This window comes from Formosa undariae (assembly GCF_042427615.1).
GTDB lineage: Bacteria > Bacteroidota > Bacteroidia > Flavobacteriales > Flavobacteriaceae > Formosa > Formosa undariae.
This window is the reverse complement of record NZ_JBHMEZ010000003.1, coordinates 270,222-293,192: the sequence shown is the minus strand read 5'-3', so window position 1 is coordinate 293,192 and position 22,971 is coordinate 270,222. Positions and strand designations below refer to the sequence as shown.

The 22,971-nt window shown below is 34.8% G+C and carries 19 protein-coding genes; 14 read left to right on the top strand and 5 right to left on the bottom strand.

Annotated features, from left to right (window positions below; all coding sequences use genetic code 11):
* Window positions 1-74 precede the first annotated feature (74 nt).
* A complete protein-coding gene (pflA, locus tag ACFFVB_RS04720) occupies window positions 75-884 on the top strand; it encodes a pyruvate formate-lyase-activating protein (RefSeq protein WP_382382228.1) in 810 nt (269 codons plus the stop codon).
* 33 nt (window positions 885-917) lie between these two features.
* Window positions 918-1,748, top strand: coding sequence for a formate/nitrite transporter family protein (locus ACFFVB_RS04715; protein ID WP_382381562.1), 831 nt, complete (start codon window positions 918-920; stop codon window positions 1,746-1,748).
* Between the two features lie 368 nt (window positions 1,749-2,116).
* Here the strand turns inward: ACFFVB_RS04715 and ACFFVB_RS04710 are convergent, their stop codons facing one another.
* From ACFFVB_RS04710 to ACFFVB_RS04700, 3 genes are all read right to left on the bottom strand, one after another.
* Complete coding sequence (locus ACFFVB_RS04710; RefSeq protein ID WP_382381561.1) at window positions 2,117-2,602, bottom strand: hypothetical protein; 486 nt, start codon at window positions 2,600-2,602, stop codon at window positions 2,117-2,119.
* Between the two features lie 107 nt (window positions 2,603-2,709).
* Entirely contained in the window at window positions 2,710-3,081 is a 372-nt protein-coding gene (locus ACFFVB_RS04705; protein ID WP_382381560.1) for a hypothetical protein, read from the bottom strand.
* A 63-nt stretch (window positions 3,082-3,144) separates the two neighbouring features.
* Window positions 3,145-3,621 (bottom strand): hypothetical protein, encoded by a 477-nt coding sequence (locus ACFFVB_RS04700; protein WP_382381559.1) that lies wholly within the window; start codon window positions 3,619-3,621, stop codon window positions 3,145-3,147.
* Window positions 3,622-3,840: 219 nt separating this feature from the next.
* Between ACFFVB_RS04700 and ACFFVB_RS04695 the strand changes: the two genes are divergently transcribed.
* Window positions 3,841-5,112: an MFS transporter gene (locus ACFFVB_RS04695; protein WP_382381558.1), complete on the top strand. Its 1,272-nt coding sequence runs from the start codon at window positions 3,841-3,843 to the stop codon at window positions 5,110-5,112.
* A 69-nt stretch (window positions 5,113-5,181) separates the two neighbouring features.
* On the opposite strand, the gene ACFFVB_RS04690 is transcribed toward ACFFVB_RS04695, so the two are convergent.
* The gene (locus ACFFVB_RS04690; protein ID WP_382381557.1) at window positions 5,182-5,982 is read right to left on the bottom strand and encodes a class I SAM-dependent methyltransferase; all 801 of its coding nucleotides are present in this window, start codon (window positions 5,980-5,982) and stop codon (window positions 5,182-5,184) included.
* Between the two features lie 168 nt (window positions 5,983-6,150).
* Here ACFFVB_RS04690 and ACFFVB_RS04685 point away from each other — a divergent pair, with 168 nt between their 5' ends.
* From ACFFVB_RS04685 to ACFFVB_RS04655, 7 genes are all read left to right on the top strand, one after another.
* The gene (locus ACFFVB_RS04685) at window positions 6,151-8,346 is read left to right on the top strand and encodes a B12-binding domain-containing radical SAM protein (RefSeq protein WP_382381556.1); all 2,196 of its coding nucleotides are present in this window, start codon (window positions 6,151-6,153) and stop codon (window positions 8,344-8,346) included.
* A gap of 67 nt (window positions 8,347-8,413) precedes the next feature.
* Window positions 8,414-8,731 (top strand): DUF6660 family protein, encoded by a 318-nt coding sequence (locus ACFFVB_RS04680; RefSeq protein WP_382381555.1) that lies wholly within the window; start codon window positions 8,414-8,416, stop codon window positions 8,729-8,731.
* 91 nt (window positions 8,732-8,822) lie between these two features.
* The gene (locus ACFFVB_RS04675) at window positions 8,823-13,157 is read left to right on the top strand and encodes a CusA/CzcA family heavy metal efflux RND transporter (RefSeq protein ID WP_382381554.1); all 4,335 of its coding nucleotides are present in this window, start codon (window positions 8,823-8,825) and stop codon (window positions 13,155-13,157) included.
* Between the two features lies 1 nt (window position 13,158).
* Entirely contained in the window at window positions 13,159-14,361 is a 1,203-nt protein-coding gene (locus ACFFVB_RS04670; RefSeq protein ID WP_382381553.1) for an efflux RND transporter periplasmic adaptor subunit, read from the top strand.
* A gap of 3 nt (window positions 14,362-14,364) precedes the next feature.
* Window positions 14,365-14,781, top strand: a complete 417-nt coding sequence (locus ACFFVB_RS04665) for a Fur family transcriptional regulator (protein ID WP_382381552.1) — start codon at window positions 14,365-14,367, stop codon at window positions 14,779-14,781.
* A 70-nt stretch (window positions 14,782-14,851) separates the two neighbouring features.
* Window positions 14,852-16,795 carry a heavy metal translocating P-type ATPase gene (locus ACFFVB_RS04660; RefSeq protein WP_382381551.1) on the top strand — a complete coding sequence of 648 codons (1,944 nt, stop codon included), beginning with the start codon at window positions 14,852-14,854 and terminating at the stop codon, window positions 16,793-16,795.
* 213 nt (window positions 16,796-17,008) lie between these two features.
* Complete coding sequence (locus tag ACFFVB_RS04655) at window positions 17,009-17,956, top strand: NAD(P)H-dependent flavin oxidoreductase (protein WP_382381550.1); 948 nt, start codon at window positions 17,009-17,011, stop codon at window positions 17,954-17,956.
* A gap of 1 nt (window position 17,957) precedes the next feature.
* Here ACFFVB_RS04655 and ACFFVB_RS04650 read toward each other — a convergent pair whose 3' ends face one another.
* Window positions 17,958-18,539, bottom strand: coding sequence for a GNAT family N-acetyltransferase (locus ACFFVB_RS04650; RefSeq protein ID WP_382381549.1), 582 nt, complete (start codon window positions 18,537-18,539; stop codon window positions 17,958-17,960).
* Between the two features lie 62 nt (window positions 18,540-18,601).
* On the opposite strand from ACFFVB_RS04650, the gene ACFFVB_RS04645 reads away from it, so the two are divergent.
* The 4 genes from ACFFVB_RS04645 (at window position 18,602) to ACFFVB_RS04630 (ending at window position 22,948) form a co-directional block, all read left to right on the top strand.
* Window positions 18,602-19,024, top strand: a complete 423-nt coding sequence (locus ACFFVB_RS04645) for a PaaI family thioesterase (protein ID WP_382381548.1) — start codon at window positions 18,602-18,604, stop codon at window positions 19,022-19,024.
* Between the two features lie 3 nt (window positions 19,025-19,027).
* On the top strand, window positions 19,028-20,149 hold the full coding sequence (locus ACFFVB_RS04640; protein ID WP_382381547.1) for a chorismate-binding protein: 1,122 nt from the start codon (window positions 19,028-19,030) through the stop codon (window positions 20,147-20,149).
* A 148-nt stretch (window positions 20,150-20,297) separates the two neighbouring features.
* Window positions 20,298-22,055, top strand: a complete 1,758-nt coding sequence (menD, locus tag ACFFVB_RS04635) for a 2-succinyl-5-enolpyruvyl-6-hydroxy-3-cyclohexene-1-carboxylate synthase (RefSeq protein ID WP_382381546.1) — start codon at window positions 20,298-20,300, stop codon at window positions 22,053-22,055.
* A gap of 59 nt (window positions 22,056-22,114) precedes the next feature.
* The gene (locus tag ACFFVB_RS04630) at window positions 22,115-22,948 is read left to right on the top strand and encodes a CvfB family protein (protein ID WP_382381545.1); all 834 of its coding nucleotides are present in this window, start codon (window positions 22,115-22,117) and stop codon (window positions 22,946-22,948) included.
* The last annotated feature ends 23 nt before the right edge of the window (window positions 22,949-22,971 follow it).

Sequence of the window (22,971 nt, the reverse complement as noted above, 5' to 3'; positions counted from 1 at the left end):
TTATTTAACTCCAAGAGGTATTCAAAAAAAACATAACACACTAATTTTACTTTATTATAAAGTAATCTCCTTAAATTGTTAGTGTAACTTATATTTTTGAATACCTCTTTTTTTTTAATCAAAATCTTACTACTATTAAAACTACAGATATAACCTTAAGCGTACATTCTATCGAGTCTTTTGGGACGCATGATGGTCCAGGAATCCGTATGGTTGTGTTTTTACAAGGCTGTAAATTAAAATGCTTGTATTGCCATAATCCGGATACCATAGACACTCAGGGCGGGACAGAATACAATATTGAAGATCTTGTACAACGTGCTGTTAGAATGAAATCTTATTTTGGAGATCGTGGTGGTGTTACCGTTTCTGGAGGAGAACCTTTATTACAGTCAAAAAATTTAATTACATTTTTTAAACGCCTAAAAGAAGAAGGTATTCACACTAATATCGATACAAATGGACGGTTATTAAATCATCCTACAAAAGAGTTATTAGATGATTATGCCGATTTGGTAATGCTTGATATTAAGCATATGACCGAAGAAGGGTTTCAATATATAGCGGGTGCTAAAAATAAAGAGACGACTTTCAATTTTGCAAAATATAGAGAAGATTCTGGGAAGAAAATGTGGTTACGTTATGTTCTTATTCCAGGAACTACTAATACACCGGAGTTGTTGCATCAATTAGGTACGTATTTTAAGGATTATAAAACTATCGAACAAATAGAACTTCAGCCTTATCATAAACTAGGTATCCATAAATGGGAAGCTCTTGGTTGGGAATATGAGCTTAAAGAAGCTCGAGAAAATACTCAAGAAGAATTAGACGTAGCAAAAGAGATTTTAGAAAATTACTTCAAAAAAGTCAAGGTAAATTAAAAGGTGTCTTACTTTTTAAATTGAAATATTATTATGAATTCACCCAAAGAAGGTATTAAAATAATTAACGAAATTGCCCTTAATAAAGAGGGATATACAGTAAGTAAAACATTAATTCTTGCGTTTTTAGCAGGTGCTTATGTGGCTTTTGGCGGATTGTTAGCCATAACAATTTCTGGAGGTTCACCCGAGATTATAGCACGAAATCCTGGTTTTGCAAAGTTTCTATTTGGAGCGGCATTCCCATTAGGATTAATTCTTGTGGTTTTGGTAGGAGCAGAGTTGTTTACTGGGAATAATGCCTATTTTATTCCTAATATTTTAAGTAAAAAACAACGGGTTATAACCATGTTTAAAAATTGGGGGTTGGTATATTTAGGCAACTTTATTGGCGCTCTATTTATTGCATATGTTATAACACATTTAACACACCTTGTAAGTAAAGAACCGTATCTAGATATGGTTTATAGTATAGCACGAGGTAAAACAAGTCATTCGTTTTTAGTCACTTTTATAAAAGGTATCGGAGCGAATTGGTTAGTGTGTCTAGCTCTTTGGCAAGGTATCGCAGCCGAAAACTCAAGCGGTAAGATTATCGCTATTTGGTTACCTGTAATGGCTTTTGTAACTTTAGGATTCGAGCATAGTATTGCTAATATGTATTTTATTCCACTTTCAATTTTTGAAGGTTCAGGAATTACATGGAGCACGTTTATATTTAAAAATTTAATTCCAGCGACTCTAGGAAATATCGTTGGAGGTGCTTTATTTGTAGGATTACCTTACGGATATTTGTTCGGAAATACGGGTTCTACTCCACAAAAAATTAAATCTAAGCTAAGACAATTAAGCAGAAATGCTTAATACAAATGCTCTTGCGAGCAAACAACTATTTTACTAGTACTTAAACCTCAATTTATATTGGGGTTTTTGTATTTTAAGACATTTTGTTTCAAATTTAATATTTAAAGGGAAACTATAAATTGATGAAATAGTCTTTAAAGAATAGTCATCGAGATTTATTTACAGATTCAAAATGGAGTCCTTAAACACAAAACTATTCACTGCTATAACGTCCTTTATAATATGCCGAAATTATAGAACATGATATTGTTCTTAGTAGAAAGGATTAAAAAAGTAAAGGTTTAAAACCTTCACAGTTTATTATCATTGTATGACTTTAAAGCTATAAACTAAAAGCCCCATGACGAATCACAGGGCTTTTATTAGTATTAGTTAAGCGCTAACTTCTTTTGAATTAAATCATGCCAAGTATCGATAATCTGAATCTCTCCACTTAATTGCGTATTTACCGCTTCGTTGTAGAATTCAAATTGTTGTTCAGAAGTTGTTTTATCTTTAGGAATAAAATCTAATTTCAATTTTTCAATGGCATAAGAACTGCTTTTTGCGTGTAAATCCTTACCGAATTTTAATATTTTACAATCTTTATAATCCGATAAATCTAAACAGTTTTCAACCGAATTATCTGCTGTTTTTTTGAAGAAAAAGACTAGGTTCTTAATGTTGTCCATACCAATAATAAAATCGGCACCTACATCGTAAATGCTTATTTCGGCATCATGTTTATTTGCTAAAGTTTGTAACGATTTATGTAACGTATTTTTTCTTTTTCTGCTTCCGCGACTTGATAATATAAAAGGTAATGCGCAGATTGCTATAAAGAATGCGCTAAGTATTAGTGTTCCAGTATTCATTGTAATGTGTTTTAAATTATTTCATAAAAGGTGCAGATTATATAAATAAATATAACCTAGCTGTAGTATACGGTTAGTGTGTAATGACACTAATAATAAACCGGAAATTACCAGAAATAATGAAACGGGAATATGGAATCGTTTTTACGATAGTTAACCAACGTATTGGTATGATATTTTGTGTACTGCGAAAGCTGTGCAGTTAAAATATGCTCGCTAATTTTAGGATACCAAACAGAATTAAAAAACGGAATTTTTAAAAATGGTCCCGTTGAAGGGCTGAATGATACACGTAAGTTTTCAGCTTCTGTAGTTAAGCTGAAAAGTGATTTAGATACTTTTGAAACTTTCTGTTGTTGCTCAGAATGATTCGAATGATAAGTGAAAGTTTGAGGCAGAGGCTGTGCTACACTAAATAGTGCATAACAATACAATACCGTTAACAGTATTCCACCAGAAAATTTAATTAATTTTTTCACATTGCAAATGTAATAGTTTCCAAAGAATAAAAAATAACTTCACATATTTTTAAGACTATTTTATTAAAATAAATACCAACCATGACTTCCTGCTACTGCTCCAAAGATGGTGCATAAACTAAGAATAAGTAAAATCCAATGCGCACGATGAATTATTCTAAACGCTTTATCAGGATTTTTTTCGACTTCTTTTTTAAATAACTTATGAAGTAAAAGTGGTTCTAAGACATACAATACTAATGTGAAGATAATCCACATGATAGTCATGGCATGGACCCACCAAAATTTAGGATCTAGATAGCGATCCCATGCGTCTAATTCATACATCATATAAAAGCCAGTAATTCCTGTAAGTAAGGTTGTAATTTTAGCTTGGGTTGCAAACTTTCCTTCAATTTGCTCGAAAGTTTGCAGTTTATCTTCTTTGGTTTTCATTTTTTTTACAGCAGGAATAATAACCGTAGTGACCATAGAAACACCTCCAATCCATAAAACAACGGCTAATACATGTATAACTCGGGCAAGTGTAAAGGTTTCCAATGTATGATAGAATTTAAATTAAAATAAGTGATACTAAGTTAAAACAATAATGACTTCTTATTAAACTTTTAATTGAATAAAAAAAGATGATCAGCCATTTTATCACTCTAAATCTAGAATATCATAAATATTGATGGCCTATCGAGGATGCGTATTGTTTATGCAGAATTTTTAAAGAGGAATAGTTTAATTTTGCAAGCTAATTTAGAAAAGTAAAACATGAACTTTACCACCTTTAATTCCTTTAAAAGTAGAAATTTCAGATTGTTCTTCATGGGGCAGTCGGTATCTCTTTTAGGAACTTGGATGCAGAAAACAGCGGTAAGTTGGGTGATTTACAGTCTTACACAGTCTAAATTTATGTTGGGTGTTACGGTATTTGCTACACTATTCCCAACAGCTTTGATGTCCCTTTATGGCGGTGTTGTCGCAGATAGATATAACAGACACAAAGTGTTATTAATAACCCAAATCGTGTCTTTGGTTCAGGCCATCTTGCTTACTATTTCAATCATTTTTATTAAAGACCAAGCGGTTTGGACCATTATCGTTTTAAGTGCTGTTCTAGGGGTTATAAATGGTTTCGATGTGCCAGCCCGACAGTCTTTAGTACGGGAAATGGTAGATAATAAAGACGATTTGCCCAATGCACTAGCGTTAAACTCGTCCATGGTAAATTTATCTAAATTGATAGGTCCGGCCATTGCTGGTTTTATTCTAGAGTCTTATGGGGATCAAGTGTGTTTCGGATTAAATGCGATGAGTTTTATTCCCGTAATCATATCGTTACTATTAATGCGATTGCCTAAACAAGAATTAAAACCATCTGCAGATAGAAATATAAAAAGAGAATTTAAGGAAGCCATTAATTATATAACAAGCACACCTGAAATCCACTCTATACTCATTTTTGTTGGGTTAATGAGTTTGTTTGTGTTGTCGTATACGACATTAACACCAGCATTTGCAAAAGATGTGTTTAATGGTTCGGCATCCACTTTAGGGGTTATCGATGGGGTTATCGGTTTCGGAGCTTTTGTAGGTGCTATATTTTTAGCATCGTTAAAACCTGGTACTGATTTAAGTAAAATTTTAGCTGTAAATTCTTTAATTTTTGGAATAGGTTTGGTGCTATTTTCTAATACAGATAATTATTATTTGGCCTTATTACTTATCGCGGTAGCTGCATTTGGTATGATGTCGGTGCGTACAATTACAAATACTATAATTCAGGTAAATGTTCCAAATGAATTTAGAGGACGTGTAATTAGTATTTATGTCATGACATTAACAGGACTGCTTCCTATAGGTAGTTTAGCTATTGGTAGTATATCTCAATATATTGGTGTGCAGAGTATGGTTCTAATTCAAGGTGTTTTGGCCATAATTATTACTTTGTTTTATGGTAGATATCTTAAAAAACAGAAGCTTAAAAAGGAAAACTTAGCACTCTTAGAGCAACAACCGGAACAAGGTTTGGGTGTTAAATGATAAATTTCAGACTCGTAGTGGATTGATTTATTTGATTAATCGTTTTAGTGTGATAGTAAATAACCCGTATTAGTTTTTAATAGCTTTCAATGCATACACCATTGGTAGTTTATCTTCTAAATGTTTAATTCTAAATTGTTTTGGCTGTACCTCAACGGTATGACTAAAACAATCATAAGGAGAATAATCAAACTCCTGAAAAGCTTTTAGTTCTAAATTATTTTGAAGTAAACTTGTAATGACTTCACTTAAACTATGATTCCACGTAATGGATTGTTGCGTCATGTTTGCTTCTCTATCGGCGTAAGTTCCAGTTTCTGTTTCAATAATAGCATCCGATTTAAAATAACGGTATATGATTTTATCAAAATCGTCATCAAACACCCAAACAACAGGATGAAATTCAACAAATACAAACTCTCCTTTTGGTTTTAAAAATTTTGAAATCAATTGTGCCCATTGGTCTAAATCGGGTAACCATCCAATAGTACCATAACTTGTATATATAATATCGAAAGTATCGTCTAAATGATTCGGTAAATCGTAAACATCGCAACAAATAAACGTGGTGTCCAATTCAAGCTTATTTGCTAATTGTTTTGCGTTTTTTATGGCCACATCAGATAAATCTACGGCAGTAACATGTGCTCCTAAACGGGCTAAAGACAATGAATCTTGACCAAAGTGGCATTGTAAATGCAGTATCTTTTTGCCTTTAACATCGCCTAGCAAATCCATTTCAATAGAGTTTAACGAGGATTTTCCGTTTAGAAAGCCTTCAACATCATAAAAATCTGAAATTAAATGTGCTTCTGTTTTAACATTCCAAGTGGCTTTATTTATGGCTTTATAATCGTGTTCAGGATTCATCGAGTCGTGGTATTACCTTATAATTGAAGGAACAAATTACATATAATTTTTTAAACGGTTTATAAATGAATTAAATATGAGGATTCTGAATGAACTTTCAGATTTAAATCGCTTGACTAAACTTCGGAAAACAAATACATTATATTTGCGCAAAATTTGAGCATTATTTTGAAAGATATTTTACTAATTACTCCGCCATTTACGCAATTAAATACACCTTATCCGGCTACAGCTTATATAAAAGGGTTTTTAAATACCAAAGGGATTTCATCTTTTCAAATGGATTTGGGGATTGAAGTAATTGTGGAGTTGTTTTCAAAAAATGCATTTATCATGTTGTTCGATTTTGCTTATGAGAATGAAACCATTCAGAGTGAAAATGCGCAGCGTATATATGCCTTAAAAGCAGATTATTTAAAAGTATTAGAGCCTATAGTTGAATTTTTACAAGGCAAGAATACAACCTTAGCAAGACAAATTTGCACTGATAACTTTTTACCACATGCATCACGATTCGATAATTTAGAAGATTTAGATTGGGCATTTGGAAACATGGGGATGCAAGATAAAGCCAAACACTTGGCGACCTTGTTTCTTGAAGATTTATCAGATTTTATTATAGAATGTATCGACGATAATTTTGGCTTTAGCCGTTACGCAGAACGTTTAGGAATGAGCGCCAATTCGTTCGATGAATTGTACGAAAGCCTGCAACAAGATATTACCTTTATTGATGATATCACGCTACAAATTCTGGAAGCTAAATTAGAAGAGGTACAACCTAAAATTGTATGTTTATCCGTGCCGTTTCCAGGGAATTTATATAGTGCGTTTCGTTGTGCACAGTTTATAAAATCTAATTATCCAAATATTACTGTCGAAATGGGAGGTGGATTCCCAAACACAGAGTTGCGTTCTTTAAAAGATGTTCGTGTGTTCGAGTTTTTCGATTTTATTACATTAGACGATGGCGAATTACCTGTCGAATTATTACACGATTTAGTAGTCAACCATAAAGACATTAATACTTTTACCTTCAAACGGACGCTGTTATTGGAAAGCAACGCAGTAGTTTATAAAAATGATAGTCCGCTACCAGATTATAAACAGAGTGAAGTTGGCACACCAGATTATTCAGATTTACTTTTGGATAATTACATTTCAGTTATAGAAATAGCCAATCCAATGCATAGTTTATGGAGCGACGGACGCTGGAATAAGCTCACCATGGCCCATGGTTGCTATTGGGGGAAATGTACGTTCTGCGATATTTCTTTAGATTATATAAAAATTTACGAACCCGTCGCAGCTAAGACATTAGTAGACCGCATGGAGGAACTCATAACGCAAACGGGAGACACCGGATTTCATTTTGTAGATGAAGCTGCGCCGCCTTCATTAATGAAAGCGTTAGCCTTAGAAATATTAAAGCGTGACTTAACTTTAACGTGGTGGGCAAATATCAGGTTCGAGAAAAACTTTACACAAGATTTATGTGTCCTTTTAAAAGCTTCTGGATGTATTGCGGTTTCTGGCGGATTAGAAGTGGCATCGGACCGTTTATTAAAATTGATTGATAAAGGGGTTACAGTAGAGCAGGTCGCACAAGTGACTCGTAACCTAACCGAGAGTAATATCATGGTGCATTCGTATTTAATGTACGGGTATCCCACACAAACCGAACAAGAAACCATTGATAGTTTAGAAATGGTGCGTCAGTTGTTTGAAGTAGGCGTTTTACAGTCTGGATTTTGGCATCAGTTTGCGTTAACAGCGCATAGTCCAATTGGATTAAATCCATCCGAATTTGGAGTCACACCACATTATAACGATATTACTTTTGCGAATAATGATGTCGCGTTTTCTGATGTTACAGGAATCGATCATTCAAAATTTAGTAACGGACTAAAAACTTCATTATTTAATTATATGCATGGGATTGGTTTCGATTTACCGCTTCAAGATTGGTTCGATTTTAATGTTCCCGATACAACCATAGATTCAGAATGTATCTTTAGTGCCTTACAAACCGAACCGAGTTTTAGTGTAAAACCGACAGCTAAAATTGTTTGGTTAGGAAAAACACCATTTGTAGAAGAGGTGTCAAAAACCAAAAAAGGCAATACGTATATCAGTTTAAAAATGACCTTTTATAATAAAGCAGGCGCTTTTCAAATTATGACACCTTTAGATGAAGGCGAGTGGTTATTAAAAATGTTAGATGATGTAATGCCTAGTAATGGGACCCAAAAATCATTTAATATGTTGAAAAAAGATTTTGAATCTCAATTTGAGAACTTCGAATTGTTTTGGTTTTCAAAACCTATAAACACATTAAAAGAAAACGGCTTATTGGTATTGTAATGAGTTAGTTTTTTAGTCTATTCATTTTGCAATGGCATTGCATACAATAATTTGTATATTTGAATCGATGAAATTTTTAGCAGTCATATTATCTATCTATATACTAGCACTTAACTTTGCGCCTTGCGAGGATGTTGTGCAGGGAGATGATGCGCAACAAATCGTTTCAGAATTAGTACAGCATAACGACGCCGATCACAATCACGATACATTAGATTTATGTTCGCCATTTTGCCAATGTCATTGCTGTCATATTAATGTAGCACAATTTCATCCCTTACAAATTACCTTTACAGTACCAGACATATCAACAAAATTATTTCTTCATTTCGATAGTCTAGGTAAAGATTTTAATCAGACTTTACTACAGCCACCCCGGGTATAATGTGTCCTGTTTTTACAGGTTTATATTACATAATTCTTAAATAAATTTTAAGAATACATCTCATATATAATCACATTATAACTTATTTTCTATGATTAATAAAATCATTGATTTTTCAATCCATAATAAATTTATTATTGGTTTGCTTACGCTTACCATAATAGGAGCGGGTATTTGGAGCATGACAAAAGTGCCCATAGATGCCGTTCCAGACATTACAAATAATCAAGTTCAAGTTATTACTCAAGCTCCTAATTTAGGAACAGAAGACATTGAACAATTTGTAACCTATCCTGTAGAAGTTGCAATGAGCAACCTACCCAATGTACAAGAAATTCGTTCTGTATCTCGTTTTGGTTTATCGGTAGTGACTATCGTATTCGACGACGATATGGGCACCTATTTACCAAGGCAATTGGTGTCCGAAAAACTATCAGAAGTTAAAGAAGATATTCCCGAAGGTTTTGGTACGCCAACCATGGGACCAATTACCACAGGTTTAGGAGAAATCTATCAGTACACTTTAAAAGTAAAATCTGAATTTAAAGACAAATATTCTATTTCAGATTTACGAACCATGCAAGATTGGATTGTACAGCGTCAAATGGCCATGGTGCCTGGTGTTGTTGAAATTAACGCAATTGGTGGTAAAATTAAACAATATGAAGTCGCTGTAGATCCTTCAGAATTAAATGCGATTGGTTTATCTATTACCGATGTTTTTGAAGCTTTAGAAGCCAATAATCAAAATACTGGAGGTGCGTACATCGAGAAGAATCATCAGGCCAATTTTATTCGTGGTGAAGGTTTAATTCGCAGCTTAGACGACATTAAACAAATTGTAGTGTCCCATGCCCAAGGTGTGCCTATTACCATTGGATCTATAGCCGATGTTAAATTCGGTTCTGCCATTCGTTATGGCGCACTTACCCAAGATGGTGAAGGTGAAGTAGTCGGAGGATTAGTCATGATGTTAAAAGGAGCAAACTCTAACGCCGTTATTCAAGCTGTTAAAGAGCGCATGAAACTCATTCAAAAATCGTTGCCAGAAGGTGTCGAAATTCAACCACTTTTAGACCGAAGTGTTCTGATTGAAAAAACAACTTCTACCGTTGGTTTTAATTTAACCGAAGGCGCGTTAATCGTCATATTTGTACTTATTTTTTTATTAGGAAATTGGCGTGGCGGACTTATAGTAGCTTCAACCATTCCGTTGTCTTTATTGTTTGCATTCATTTTAATGTATGTCTTCGATGTATGGGCGAACCTTATGAGTTTGGGAGCGATAGATTTCGGAATTATAGTCGATGGAGCGGTCATTATTGTTGAAGCCACCGTCTTTGTCTTTGCAGCTCAAATCCTCAAAAAAGGAAAACTAACATCCGAAAACCGTGATGAAATAGCTTCAAAATCATCTAAGAAAATGATGAATGCGGCCTTCTTTGGTCAGTTAATTATTTTAATAGTTTTTCTTCCTATTCTAGCCTTAGAAGGAATAGAAGGGAAAATGTTTAAACCTATGGCGTTAACGTTCATATTTGCCATGATTGGTGCTATGATATTGTGTTTAACCTACGTCCCAATGATGTCTGCTTTGGTGCTTCGTGCTCCAAAATCCGATAAGCTATCTTATGGCGATAAATTTGTGCATTGGGTAGAACGTAAATACCAACCGTTATTAGATTCAGCTTTAAATAAAGGCAAGTGGATTATCGGAATAGGGGTTTTACTTTTCGCTCTTGCCGTGTTTATGTTTACCAGAATGGGAGGCGAGTTTATTCCGCAGTTAGACGAAGGAGATATTGCGTTTCATGCTATTTTAAAACCAGGAAGTTCACTAACAGAAACGATTGAAACGACGACTAAAATTGAACAAATTGTAAAAGCTAATTTTCCAGAAGTCGATAAAGTAGTAAGTCGTATTGGTGTTGCCGAAATTCCTACAGATCCTATGCCAATGGATTTAGCCGATGTTATCGTTATTCTAAAACCTAAAAGCGAATGGGTGTCTGCCAGTTCTAAAGAAGAGCTTATCGATAAAATGAAAGAAGCAGTACAAGTTGTTCCAGGCGTAAATTACGAATTTACCCAACCTATGGAAATGCGTTTTAATGAATTACTGGAAGGTGTTCGTGAAGATATTGCTATTAAATTATATGGTGAAGATATTTATGTGCTTTCAGAAAAGGCAGAAGAAGTTACCAAACTCATTGCCGGTATCGATGGGATTGGAGATATGAAAGCGGAAGCTACTACCGGTTTACCACAAATGACGATTATCTATAACCGACAAAAATTAGCACAATATGGATTACAAATTAATAATCTAAATCAGATGGTACAAACCGCATTTGCTGGCGGAAAAGCAGGAGTGATTTTCGAAGGCGAAAAACGCTTCGATGTCGTAGTGCGTTTACAGGAAAAAAATCGAACGGATATTACAGATGTTCAGAATTTGTTTATCAAATTACCTGGTGGCTCCCAAATTCCGTTAAAGGAAATTGCAGATATTTCTTATAAAGCCGGTCCTATGCAGATTAGTCGGGATAATACAAATCGCAGAACATATGTTGGTATAAATGTACGTGGTAGAGATGTGAAATCTTTGGTAACAGAAATTCAAGCCAAGTTAGATGCAGAACTAACGTTACCTCCTGGATATTTTATCCGGTATGGTGGTGCATTCGAAAATTTAGAACGTGCCAGTTCACGATTGCAGACTGTGGTTCCAATCGCTTTATTATTAATCTTTGTACTTATTTATTTCGCTCTAAAATCATTCCCACAAACGCTTATGATTTACATTGCCATTCCAATGGCAACCATTGGTGGTGTCTTTGCGCTTTGGTTGCGGGATATGCCATTTAGTATTTCTGCTGGTGTCGGATTTATAGTCCTCTTTGGTGTCGCTGTTTTAAACGGATTGGTCATGATTAGTGGCTTAAACGAACTGAAAGACGAAGGTGTTGTCAATCTTAAAGACCGGATATTTGAAGGGACTAAACGACGAATACGCCCAATTATGCTTACTGCATTTACCGATGTATTAGGATTTCTACCTATGGCGATTTCATCATCTGCAGGAGCAGAAGTGCAACGTCCGTTAGCAACAGTGGTTATTGGTGGCTTATTAACCTCAACATTATTAACCTTATTTGTACTTCCTATTTTATATCACTGGGTAGAAGAGCGTCAAGATAAATTCACCTTAAAACGTTCTATGGGACCAGCAATTGCGATATTGGTGTTGTTTTTAGGAATTCCTCAACTCACATTTGCCCAACAATTACCTAATCAATTTCAGGAAATTTCCTTAGAAGACGCTGTACAGTTATCTAAAACGCAATACCCATTATTAAAACAAAAAGCGTTGGCGATAGATAGAGAAGAAGCGATAAAAAGTACAGCATTCGACTTAGGAACGACAAATTTGTCTACTGGTGGTGAAGAACTAAGGGGAGGTGAAGGCATATACACTACAATTCAGGTTGGTCAGAATAATATTGATCTGTTTGGAATTGGAGCTAAAAAGCAGTTACAGAATCAGCGAATTTTGCTTGCGGAACGTGCATATCAATTATCGGAACTTCAATTGGCATTAGAGGTTAAGAAAGCGTGGGCAAAAGCGTATCAAACTAAAATGCAGTATAATTTATATTCGGAATTAGATTCTATTTATACCAAGTTTGAAAAAGCAGTGGCCTTGAATTATGAGGTGGAAACAATTTCTAGATTAGAATATTCGGCGGCTAAAAATCAGTTTTATCACATTCAGAATAATAAAGCAAAAGCATTCACCGAATATAGTATGGCCTTGCAGCAATTAAATCTATGGCTAGCATCAGATACATTTTATACGGTTCTAGATACGTTTGAGAGTGATAACGACTTAATATCAGAATTAGATATTGCAAAACATCCTGCGTATCAAGTAGCCGATTTATATGTTCAAGAATCCGAAGCACAATTAAAGGCTGCGAAAGCAAACAGTTTACCAAAATTTAATGTTCAAGGTGGTTTGCAAAGTATAGATGGTAATTCTGGGTTTTACAGTTTTCAAGGCGGAATATCGATTCCGTTTTTATCCGGTAGCAATCGCGCCGATATTAAAACAGCTAAAATAGATAAACAGATTGCAGAGTCTAATGTGTCGTTAAGACAAGAGCAGGTAAAATCTGAATATTTGCAAGCTCAAGTACAATATGCACAATGGTCGGAATCTTGGGCCTTTTATACATCTAAAGTGTTGCCGTTAGCTAAAGAACAGCGTCAAGGTGCATTATTAGCATATAAAGAGGGCGCTGTAGATTACAGCGGGTTTTCCCAACTTATAAAAGAAGCGATTCAATCGGAATTAGACGCACAAGAGGCGCTTTTAAATTACTTCAACAGTTTATTTGAATTACAATATTTTAATCAGAATTAAGATGAAAAAAATCATATATATCGGTGTCTTTACACTTTTTACCAGTCTTTTAAGTTGCGGATCTAAAGACTATAATACAAATGACGCTAATAATAGTAATGAATCTTCTGAAGCACAACATGAAGAACATGGTGATCACGAAGAAGCAGAAGGTGTGCATTTAAAACCGTCGCAATTTCAAGCGTTACAAATGAAAGTAGATACATTATCTAATCGTTTAATGAGTGGTTATGTAGAGGCTAATGGTACTTTAGAAGTGCCACCACAAAATGAGGCTTCAGTTACAACCATTATCGGTGCTAATATTGCATCAATTGAAGTGATTGAAGGCGATAAAGTAGAAAAAGGTCAGGTAATCGCTTATTTAACGCATCCGAATATTATTAAAATGCAAACCGATTATTTGAATGCTTATAGTAATAGTAATTACTTGAAAAAGGATTTTGAACGTCAGAAAAAACTATATGATTCAGGTGTTGGTTCAGGGGCTAATTTTCAGAAAGCAGAAGCCGAATACGATGCGTCTAAAGCATTAGTAAACGGATTAGGTGCACAGTTAAAATTATTACATTTAAATCCGAAAAACATTAATAATGGAACCATTTTTCAACGTGTGGGATTACGCAGCCCTATTGAAGGTTTTGTACAGAAAGTGAATGTGAAAATGGGACAGTACGTTGCACCGGAAACAGAGGTCTTCGAAATTGTAAATACACATCATGTGCATGCCGATTTAATGGTTTTCGAAAAAGACGTATATCATGTAAAAAAAGGGCAAAAAGTAAGATTTACGGTACAATCGTTTCCTGACGAAGAATTAATTGCCGAAATTTATTCAGTAAGTAAAACTTTTGAAGATAATCCGAAAGCCGTTCATGTGCATGCCGAGATTAAAAATGAAAAGGGACATTTAATACCGGGTATGTATATTAAAGGAAAAATTCAGGTTAATGAAGCGGCGTCTTTAGCAATTCCTGAACATGCTATTTTTAAAGAAGGCGATCGTTTTTTCGTCTTTAAAGCGGAACAAGAGGAGGCGGAATGGAAGTTTGAACCTTTAGAAGTTATTCCAGGTGCCAAAGACGACAATTGGCAGGCGGTTACGTTTTTAGAAACACCAGACAAAACCACGAAATTTGCGTTAAACAACGCCTATTATTTAAGTGCAGAAATGAAAAAATCAAGTGCAGGACATAGCCATTAATTTATGCAAGAAGTAGAAGCCTTTTTAGAATCTAAAAGTATTCGTGTCACTGCGATGCGAATACTTATTTGCGATTTTTTATCAGAAAAACAAGAAGCAGTAACCCTAAGCGATATTGAGAATGCATTCGATAAAGTAGATCGGACAACGCTATACCGTACAATAAAGACGTTTGAAGAAAAAGAAATTGTGCATCAAATAGACGATGGTACGGGGGTTACTAAATATGCGTTATGCGAGCCTAATTGTCATTGCGATTTAGATACCGATTTACATCTGCACTTCCACTGTACACAATGTGAAGCGACAGTGTGTTTAACCGATCATAAAATTCCAAAGATAAAAGTGCCTAAAGGTTTTATAGCCGAGCATGTTAATTTAGTGGTTAGAGGTATTTGTGATAAATGTAACGGAGAATAATGCACTTCCATTGCATCGATTTATTTGTCAACTTTGAAGTATTGTTAAGTTAATTAAAGACTATTGAAAGATGAACGATAATAAATCAGAGCAAATACAAGATGGAGACGGATGTTGTAGTCATGGACATTGTCATGCGCAAGATCCTAATGAAACGTCAAAAATCAAAGCCTATATTCCTGCTATAATTAGTTTTGTATTACTAATCTCGGGGATTATTTTAGATTATTATAACGTACCCTTCTTTACTAATCCCATTCGATTAATTTGGTATAGTGTGGCTTATATTCCGGTAGGACTTCCTGTTGTTAAGGAAGGTTGGGAAAGCATTAAAAAAGGAGAGGTGTTTACCGAGTTTTTATTAATGACTATCGCTACGTTAGGAGCCTTCGCTATAGGGGAATACCCTGAAGGTGTTACAGTGATGTTGTTTTATACTATAGGGGAATTGTTTCAAGGGCAGGCGGTAAGCAAAGCAAAAGGAAATATAAAGGCATTGTTAGATGTGCGTCCTAAAGAAGCCAATGTTGTTAGACAGAATACTGTTGTTGCCGAGGAACCGGAATTGGTTCGTATTGGTGAAACGATTCAAGTTCGTGTGGGAGAGAAAATACCTTTAGATGGTGTATTGTTGTCTAAAAAGGCATCTTTAAATACAGCGGCATTAACGGGAGAAAGCAAACCAGATACCATTACAAAAGGAAAGAAGGTTTACGCAGGAAGTATAAATTTAGAGGGCGTGATTGAAATTGAAGTCACAAAATTATTCAAAGACAGTTCCATTTCTAGGATTTTAGATCTAGTGCAAAATGCAACGACTAGAAAAGCAAAAACGGAATTGTTTATCCGAAAATTTGCTAAAATTTATACGCCCATTGTCGCATTATTAGCTGTAGGAATTACTGTGTTGCCGTACTTCTTTGTGTCAGATTATGTATTTAGAGATTGGTTGTATCGTGCGTTAATCTTCTTAGTGATTTCGTGTCCGTGTGCTTTAGTTATTTCTATTCCGTTAGGGTATTTCGGTGGATTGGGAGCCGCGTCTAAAAACGGAATTTTATTTAAAGGCGCTTCATTTTTAGAAGCTATGACCAAAATTAACACGTTGGTGATGGATAAGACAGGAACGGTTACCAAAGGAGTCTTCAAAATTAAAACCATTAAATCATTTCAGATTGAAGAACAAGAGTTAATGACTTATGTTATGGCTATGGAAGTAAAATCTACGCATCCTATTGCACAAGCGATTTTGAAGTATTCATCGGATATTCCATTAGAAGCAAAAGCGGTCACTGAACTTGCTGGTCAAGGTTTAAAAGGTTTAGTCGGTAATAAAACAGTTTTAGTGGGAAATGCCACTTTAATGGAGTCTAATCACATTGAAGTTCCTAAGGAAACAGAAGACATTGTAGAGTCTGTTGTCTTGGTGGCTGTTGACAACACTTTTGCAGGTTATATTGTAATTGCCGATGAGTTAAAAGACGATGCGAAAAGTACCATACTGAAATTGCGAGAGGTTGGAATTTTAAAAATCAGAATGCTTTCAGGAGATAAAGATAGTATTACCCAGCAAGTAGCTTCAGAATTAGGTATTAAAGAAGCAAGAGGAGGATTATTACCTGAAGATAAATTACAAGATGTTGAGGAATTAAAGAAAACTATAGGTGTAAAAGTTGCTTTTGTTGGCGATGGTATTAACGATGCGCCTGTTCTTGCAGTAAGTGATGTAGGGATTGCAATGGGAGGTTTAGGAAGTGATGTTGCTATAGAAACAGCAGATGTGATTATTCAAACAGACGAACCTTCTAAAATTGTAACCGCCATAAAAATCAGTAAATCTACACGAGCGATAGTTTGGCAGAATATTGCCTTAGCTTTTGGTGTAAAATTGATAGTGTTGATTCTTGGTGCGTTCGGAATTGCAACCATGTGGGAAGCTGTTTTCGCAGATGTTGGTGTCGCATTCTTAGCAATTTTAAATGCCATTCGATTACAACGAATGACTTGGGATTAAATGAAATGAAATATAATTTGGTAGTGTGTTCTATTAAATGCTTTAGTTTTAAAAATCGACTTTGATATAAATTTAAGGTCGATTTTGATTTTTATAGTATTCTAAAATGAGTTAAAAGGGTGTGCTATTGTATTTAGAATCGCTAATTGTATTATGAAATTATGCGTGCATAATAAAATCAATTATATTTGTGTTAACCGTTATCCTTAAAAAATGCAAACAAAACTTACTGAACTACTACAAATTACGCATCCTATTATTCAAGCACCAATGTTTTTAGTCTCTAATGTGGCTATGGTTACTGCAGGTATGGAGAGTGGAATTGCGGGGTGTATTCCGGCTTTAAATTACAGAACTTTAACTGAATTAAAATCTGCTATACACGAATTAAAAGCAGCGAAAGTGAAAGGAGGTGCATTCGGATTTAATTTAATTGTGAATAAATCTAATATTAAATTTAAGGATCAGCTACGGGTCTTATGCGAGGAAGGTTGCGATTTTATTATCACATCTTTAGGAAGTCCTGAAGAAACCATTAAGCAAGCACATGAAGTCGGCATTAAAGTATTTTGTGATGTCACCGATTTAAAGTTTGCTAAGAAGGTAGAGGGCTTAGGTGCAGATGCTATAATAGCTGTGAATAACCAAGCAGGTGGACATCGTGGCGAATTATCTCCAAGAGCATTAATTCAAGAACTAACACTAAACTGTAATATTCCTGTAATATCTGCAGGAGGCGTCGGACGAAAAGAAGATGTAGATGCCATGATACAATTAGGAGCCGAAGGTGTCTCTGTTGGGAGTCCGTTTATTGCTTCAGTAGAAGCTGGTGTTACCAACGAATATAAACAAGCCTGTGTAGATTACGGAGCAAAAGATATTGTAATGACCGAGCGTATCTCCGGAACACCATGTACTGTTATAAACACGCCTTATGTTCAGAAAACAGGCACAGAGCAACCTTGGTACGAGAAACTGCTTAATAAAAATAAAAGTCTTAAAAAGTGGGTTAAGATGATGCGCTTTGCCATTGGTATGAAAGCTACTGAAAAGGCTGCTAAAGAAGTGACTTATAAAACCGTTTGGGTCGCTGGTCCAAGTATAGAATATACCACAGCTATTTTGCCGGTTAAGGATATTGTTTCAAAATTGGTAAATTAATTTAGTAAGATTTATAATCGCTAAAGACCGTTGTTTTTAATATATCCCATTCTTCTTTTAAAATGCCATAAATACAAGTGTTTCGTTTAAACCCGTTAAGTAAATAGATGTTTTTTCTAAGGATGCCTTCTAAAGTACCTCCAATAGATTCTACTGCTTTTCGGGAACGGATATTGCGTTCATCGATTTTAAATTCTACTTTTTCGAATTTCATGTTTTCAAAAGCATACTTCAACATCAAAAATTTCATGTGCGTATTTAATCCAGTACCTTGATACTCGTAACCAATCCAAGTTGAACCAATATCTAAAACTTTATCTTTGGCATTAATATTCATATACCTGCTGCAACCTGCATAGGTATTTGTCAGTTTATCAAATACGAGAAACGGAATACATTTTTTATGGTAATATCCATCTACGGCAGTTTGTACATAGTCTCTCAAAGCTTGGGGTGTTGCAATATCTGAAGGAGAAAATTGTACCAAGTCTTTTTGATAAGCGATAGACTCTATTTTTTTGTAATTACTTAAACCTAATAAAGTCAATTTGACACGACTATCTTCTAATTGTTGAATGTTCATAGAGTAGATGAATTTTTCTGAATAGTGTTTCGTACTTTTGTTCGTATAAATATACGTTTTATATGAAACCAACTAAAGACCAAGTGTTAAAACAAGCGAATGCAGCTTGTAAAAACACACTAATGGAAACGTTACAAATTGAAATTGTAGATTATACAGAAGACTCTTTAGTGGCAAGGATGCCTGTGAATTCTAGAGTATATCAACCAGATGGTGTGCTGCATGGGGGAGCAACGGCTGCTTTAGCCGAAAGTGTTGGGAGTTTTGCATCTCATATATTTTTAGACACGAATGCATTTTTTGTGCGTGGCATAGAAATTACGGCCAATCATTTAAAAAGCGTGACTTCTGGTTATGTTTATGCTAAGGCATCATTTATACATAAAGGGAGAACCACGCAACTTATAGATATTCGCGTCACAGACGACGACGATAATTTGATATCTATCTGTAAACTATCGACTATTACCTTACCTAAAAAGTAGTAAATGAATCACCATGATTTTTTTGAATGTCTGAACGCTCAGTTTCAAGACGCTTTGCCTTTTGTCGCTTATAGAAAACCGAATGAAGACCGCGTAAATGCAGTGTTTCAAAATGACGATACGCTATACGAAACCAAAGATTTATCGGAATCAGGATTTGTTTTCGCACCGTTCGACGATGCTTCAAAAATGGTCTTAATGCCATTAGAACAAGCAGAAGTAGACTATTGCGATGCTTATGAAGGCGAGGAGGTAGTGACTGAAACCTCTCAATTGATATCTTCTTCAGAACAGAAGATGGCGTATATGGATACCATAGAGAAAGCACTTTCTACTATAGAACAAACAGACCTGAAAAAAGTAGTTTTATCCAGACCAGATTATGTATCTAATGAAAATTTTCAGGTTTTTGAAGTTTTTAAACGTCTGTTATCTACTTATAAAACAGCCTTTGTGTATTGTTGGTATCATCCTAAAATAGGATTGTGGTTAGGAGCAACGCCTGAAACCTTATTAAAAATTGAAGGGCAGCGCATGTCAACTATGGCATTAGCAGGAACTCAGGTTTATAAAGGAACTACAGATGTAAGTTGGGGAAACAAAGAAGAAGAAGAACAGCAATTTGTAACCGATTATATTGTATCTAATTTAGAAGCTGAGGTAGAACAGGTTTCAACTTCAGAGCGCCGAACTGTTAGAGCAGGAGGATTATTACATCTTCAAACTCAAATTTCTGCACGTCTAGGGAAAGATCATACTGGATTATTGCAAATTGTGCGCGCTTTACATCCAACGCCTGCGGTTTGTGGATTGCCTAAAGCAGAAGCTAAAGCATTTATTCTTCATCATGAAACGTACAACCGTGAGTTTTACTCAGGATTTATGGGCGAATTGCATTTTAAAAAACGACAAACACGAAATACTAATCGTAGAAATGTAGAGAATAACGTCTATGCGACAGTGAAAACGGTAAGTAATTTGTATGTGAATTTACGCTGTATGCAAGTGTTAGCGAATAAGGTTGCTTTATATGTAGGAGGCGGAATAACTAAAGATTCTAATCCTGAAGCTGAATGGGAGGAAACGGTAAATAAAACATCAACCATGAAAAAAGTGCTTTTTTAAAATCCAGCATATTAGTTGCTTTCTTATACTGATTTAATAAAAAAGGACTAAATTTTATGATTTATTAAGAAGAAGTTAATCGGGTTATTTACGTGAATAAATTTAAGAATGCTTAATTTTACAGCATATTATATTTAATTAGTATACCATGATATATTCTGCGATTCCGCTCGCGCAAACGGTAATAGAACTTTGTAAATCTAAAGGTTTAAAACATATAGTTATTTCACCGGGAAGCAGAAATGCGCCTTTAACAATAGGGTTTACTCACGACCCTTATTTTAAGTGTTATAGTATTGTAGACGAGCGCTGTGCTGGCTTTTTTGCTTTAGGTATAGCCCAGCAATTAAAAGAACCTGTGGCGGTACTTTGTACTTCGGGTAGTGCGTTGTTAAATTATTACCCTGCGGTGTCCGAGGCCTTTTATAGCAATATTCCTTTGGTGGTTTTATCTGCCGATCGTCCTGAATTTAAAATAGGAATTGGCGACGGACAAACAATCAATCAGCCAAACGTATTTAAAAATCATATTTTACACTCTGCTAATTTAAGATTGGATATAAAAGAGGAGCATCGTCATTTTTCTTCAGAAGAATTTCCGATTTTCAAAACCATCGAACTGAAATTAGAGCATCTTTTTAAACTTCAAGAGAATGTTCAAGACACGAATGAAATTGAAATTAATAAAGCTTTAAATAGTGCTAAATCTAAGCAAGGTCCTGTTCATATAAATATCCCTTTAGACGAACCCTTATATAATCGTGTAGATAAGTTAACGGTAAATCCTAAGGTTTTTAACGTGGAAACACCTGCGCTTGAATTAGATTTTGAAACTATAGAATTTTGTGCAGACGATTGGAATGCAGCAGAACGCAAACTAATTCTTGTTGGTGTAAATGGTCCGAATGAAATTGAACAAAAGTATTTAGATGTCTTTGCAGAAGATGAAAGTGTTTTAGTATTTACAGAAACGACTTCTAATGTACATCACGATAGTTTTTTTACAAGTATAGATCAACTAATTACACCTTTAACAGATGAAGAGTTTAAAGCACTTCAGCCTGATATCTTGTTAACTTTTGGAGGATTAATAGTATCAAAACGAATAAAATCCTTTCTTAGAACGTATAAGCCTAAACAGCATTGGCATGTTGGATTGCATAAAGCAAACGACACCTTTTTTAGTTTAAACAAACATATTAAAACCACGCCTAATCAGTTTTTAAGTCAGCTTACAATACGCACTACTATTGTCGAAAGCGGATTTCAAAACTATTGGAATCAGGTAAGACAAATTCGAGAAGAAGGGCACGATGCGTATGTAAAAGATGTGCTTTATAGTGATTTTAAAGTTTTCGATATGCTTTTAAAAACATTAAGAAAAGACTCAGTACTACAATTGGGGAATAGTTCGACTGTGCGTTACGCGCAGTTATTCAAGCTTCCGTTTGATGTTGAGGTGTTTTGTAATCGCGGTACAAGCGGTATAGACGGAAGTACATCTACAGCCATTGGTAGTGCGTCTGCTACTGCAAAACCAACGACTTTAATTGTTGGTGACTTAAGTTTCTTTTACGATAGTAATGCCTTGTGGAATAATTATATTCCTGCAAATTTTAGAATTATCGTCATAAATAATGAAGGCGGTGGGATTTTTAGAATTTTACCAGGACATAAGGATACACAGAATTTTGACCGTTTCTTCGAAACCAAGCATCATTTGTCAGCGAAACAATTGGCCGAAATGTATAAGTTCGAGTATCAAACGGCATCAAACGAATTCGAATTAGAAACGGCGTTAGATACATTTTATTCTGCATCTACTTCACCTAAACTATTAGAAATTTTCACACCTTCAACCATAAACGATAGCATTTTATTGGATTATTTTAAGGCTTTAAAATAGTTGTATTTTGCTAGACTAAGTTTTATAAATACAATCACTAATATTATTACCTTTGCACCATGATACATTTAGGAGAATACAACACATTAACCATATTACGCGATACCGAGCCGGGATTGTTTTTAGGAGACGACGAGAATAACGATGTTTTATTACCAAACCGTTATGTTCCAGAATCTTTTGAGATCGGAGACGATATCGAGGTTTTTGTGTACTTAGATAATGAAGAACGCATCATTGCTACTACGGATACACCATATATTAAAAAAGGTGATTTTGCTTTATTGCGTTGTAACCAAGCGAACGATTTTGGAGCATTCTTAGATTGGGGATTAGTAAAAGAATTATTTTGCCCATTTAAAGAGCAAGCCTTTAAAATGAAAAAAGGAGGATGGTACCTAGTGTACTGTTTCGAAGATGAGGTTAGTAATCGTTTGGTGGCGTCTAGTAAAACCAATCATTATTTAAGTAATAAAGAACTGACTGTTCAGGCGTTTGATGAGGTTGACTTAATTGTATCGCATCCTTCGGACATTGGTATGAATGTTATTGTAAACAAATTGCACACTGGACTTATTTTTAAAGATGATATCTTTCAGGATTTAAGTGTTGGTGATAGATTAAAAGGTATTGTTAAGAAAGTACGTCCTGATAATAAGTTAGATATTATGTTAGGTAAAATTGGTTACAGAAGTATCGAGCCTAATGCCGATTTAATTATGAAGGAACTTGAAGATAACAGTGGTTACCTTAATTTAACCGATAAATCTGCTCCTGAAGCGATTAAAGAAACCTTACAAATGAGTAAGAAGAACTTTAAAAAAGCAGTGGGAACACTTTACAAAAAGCGTTTAATAGAAATTAAAGACGATGGTATTTATCTTATAGATTAATACGTTTAGCTCATAAAATAAAA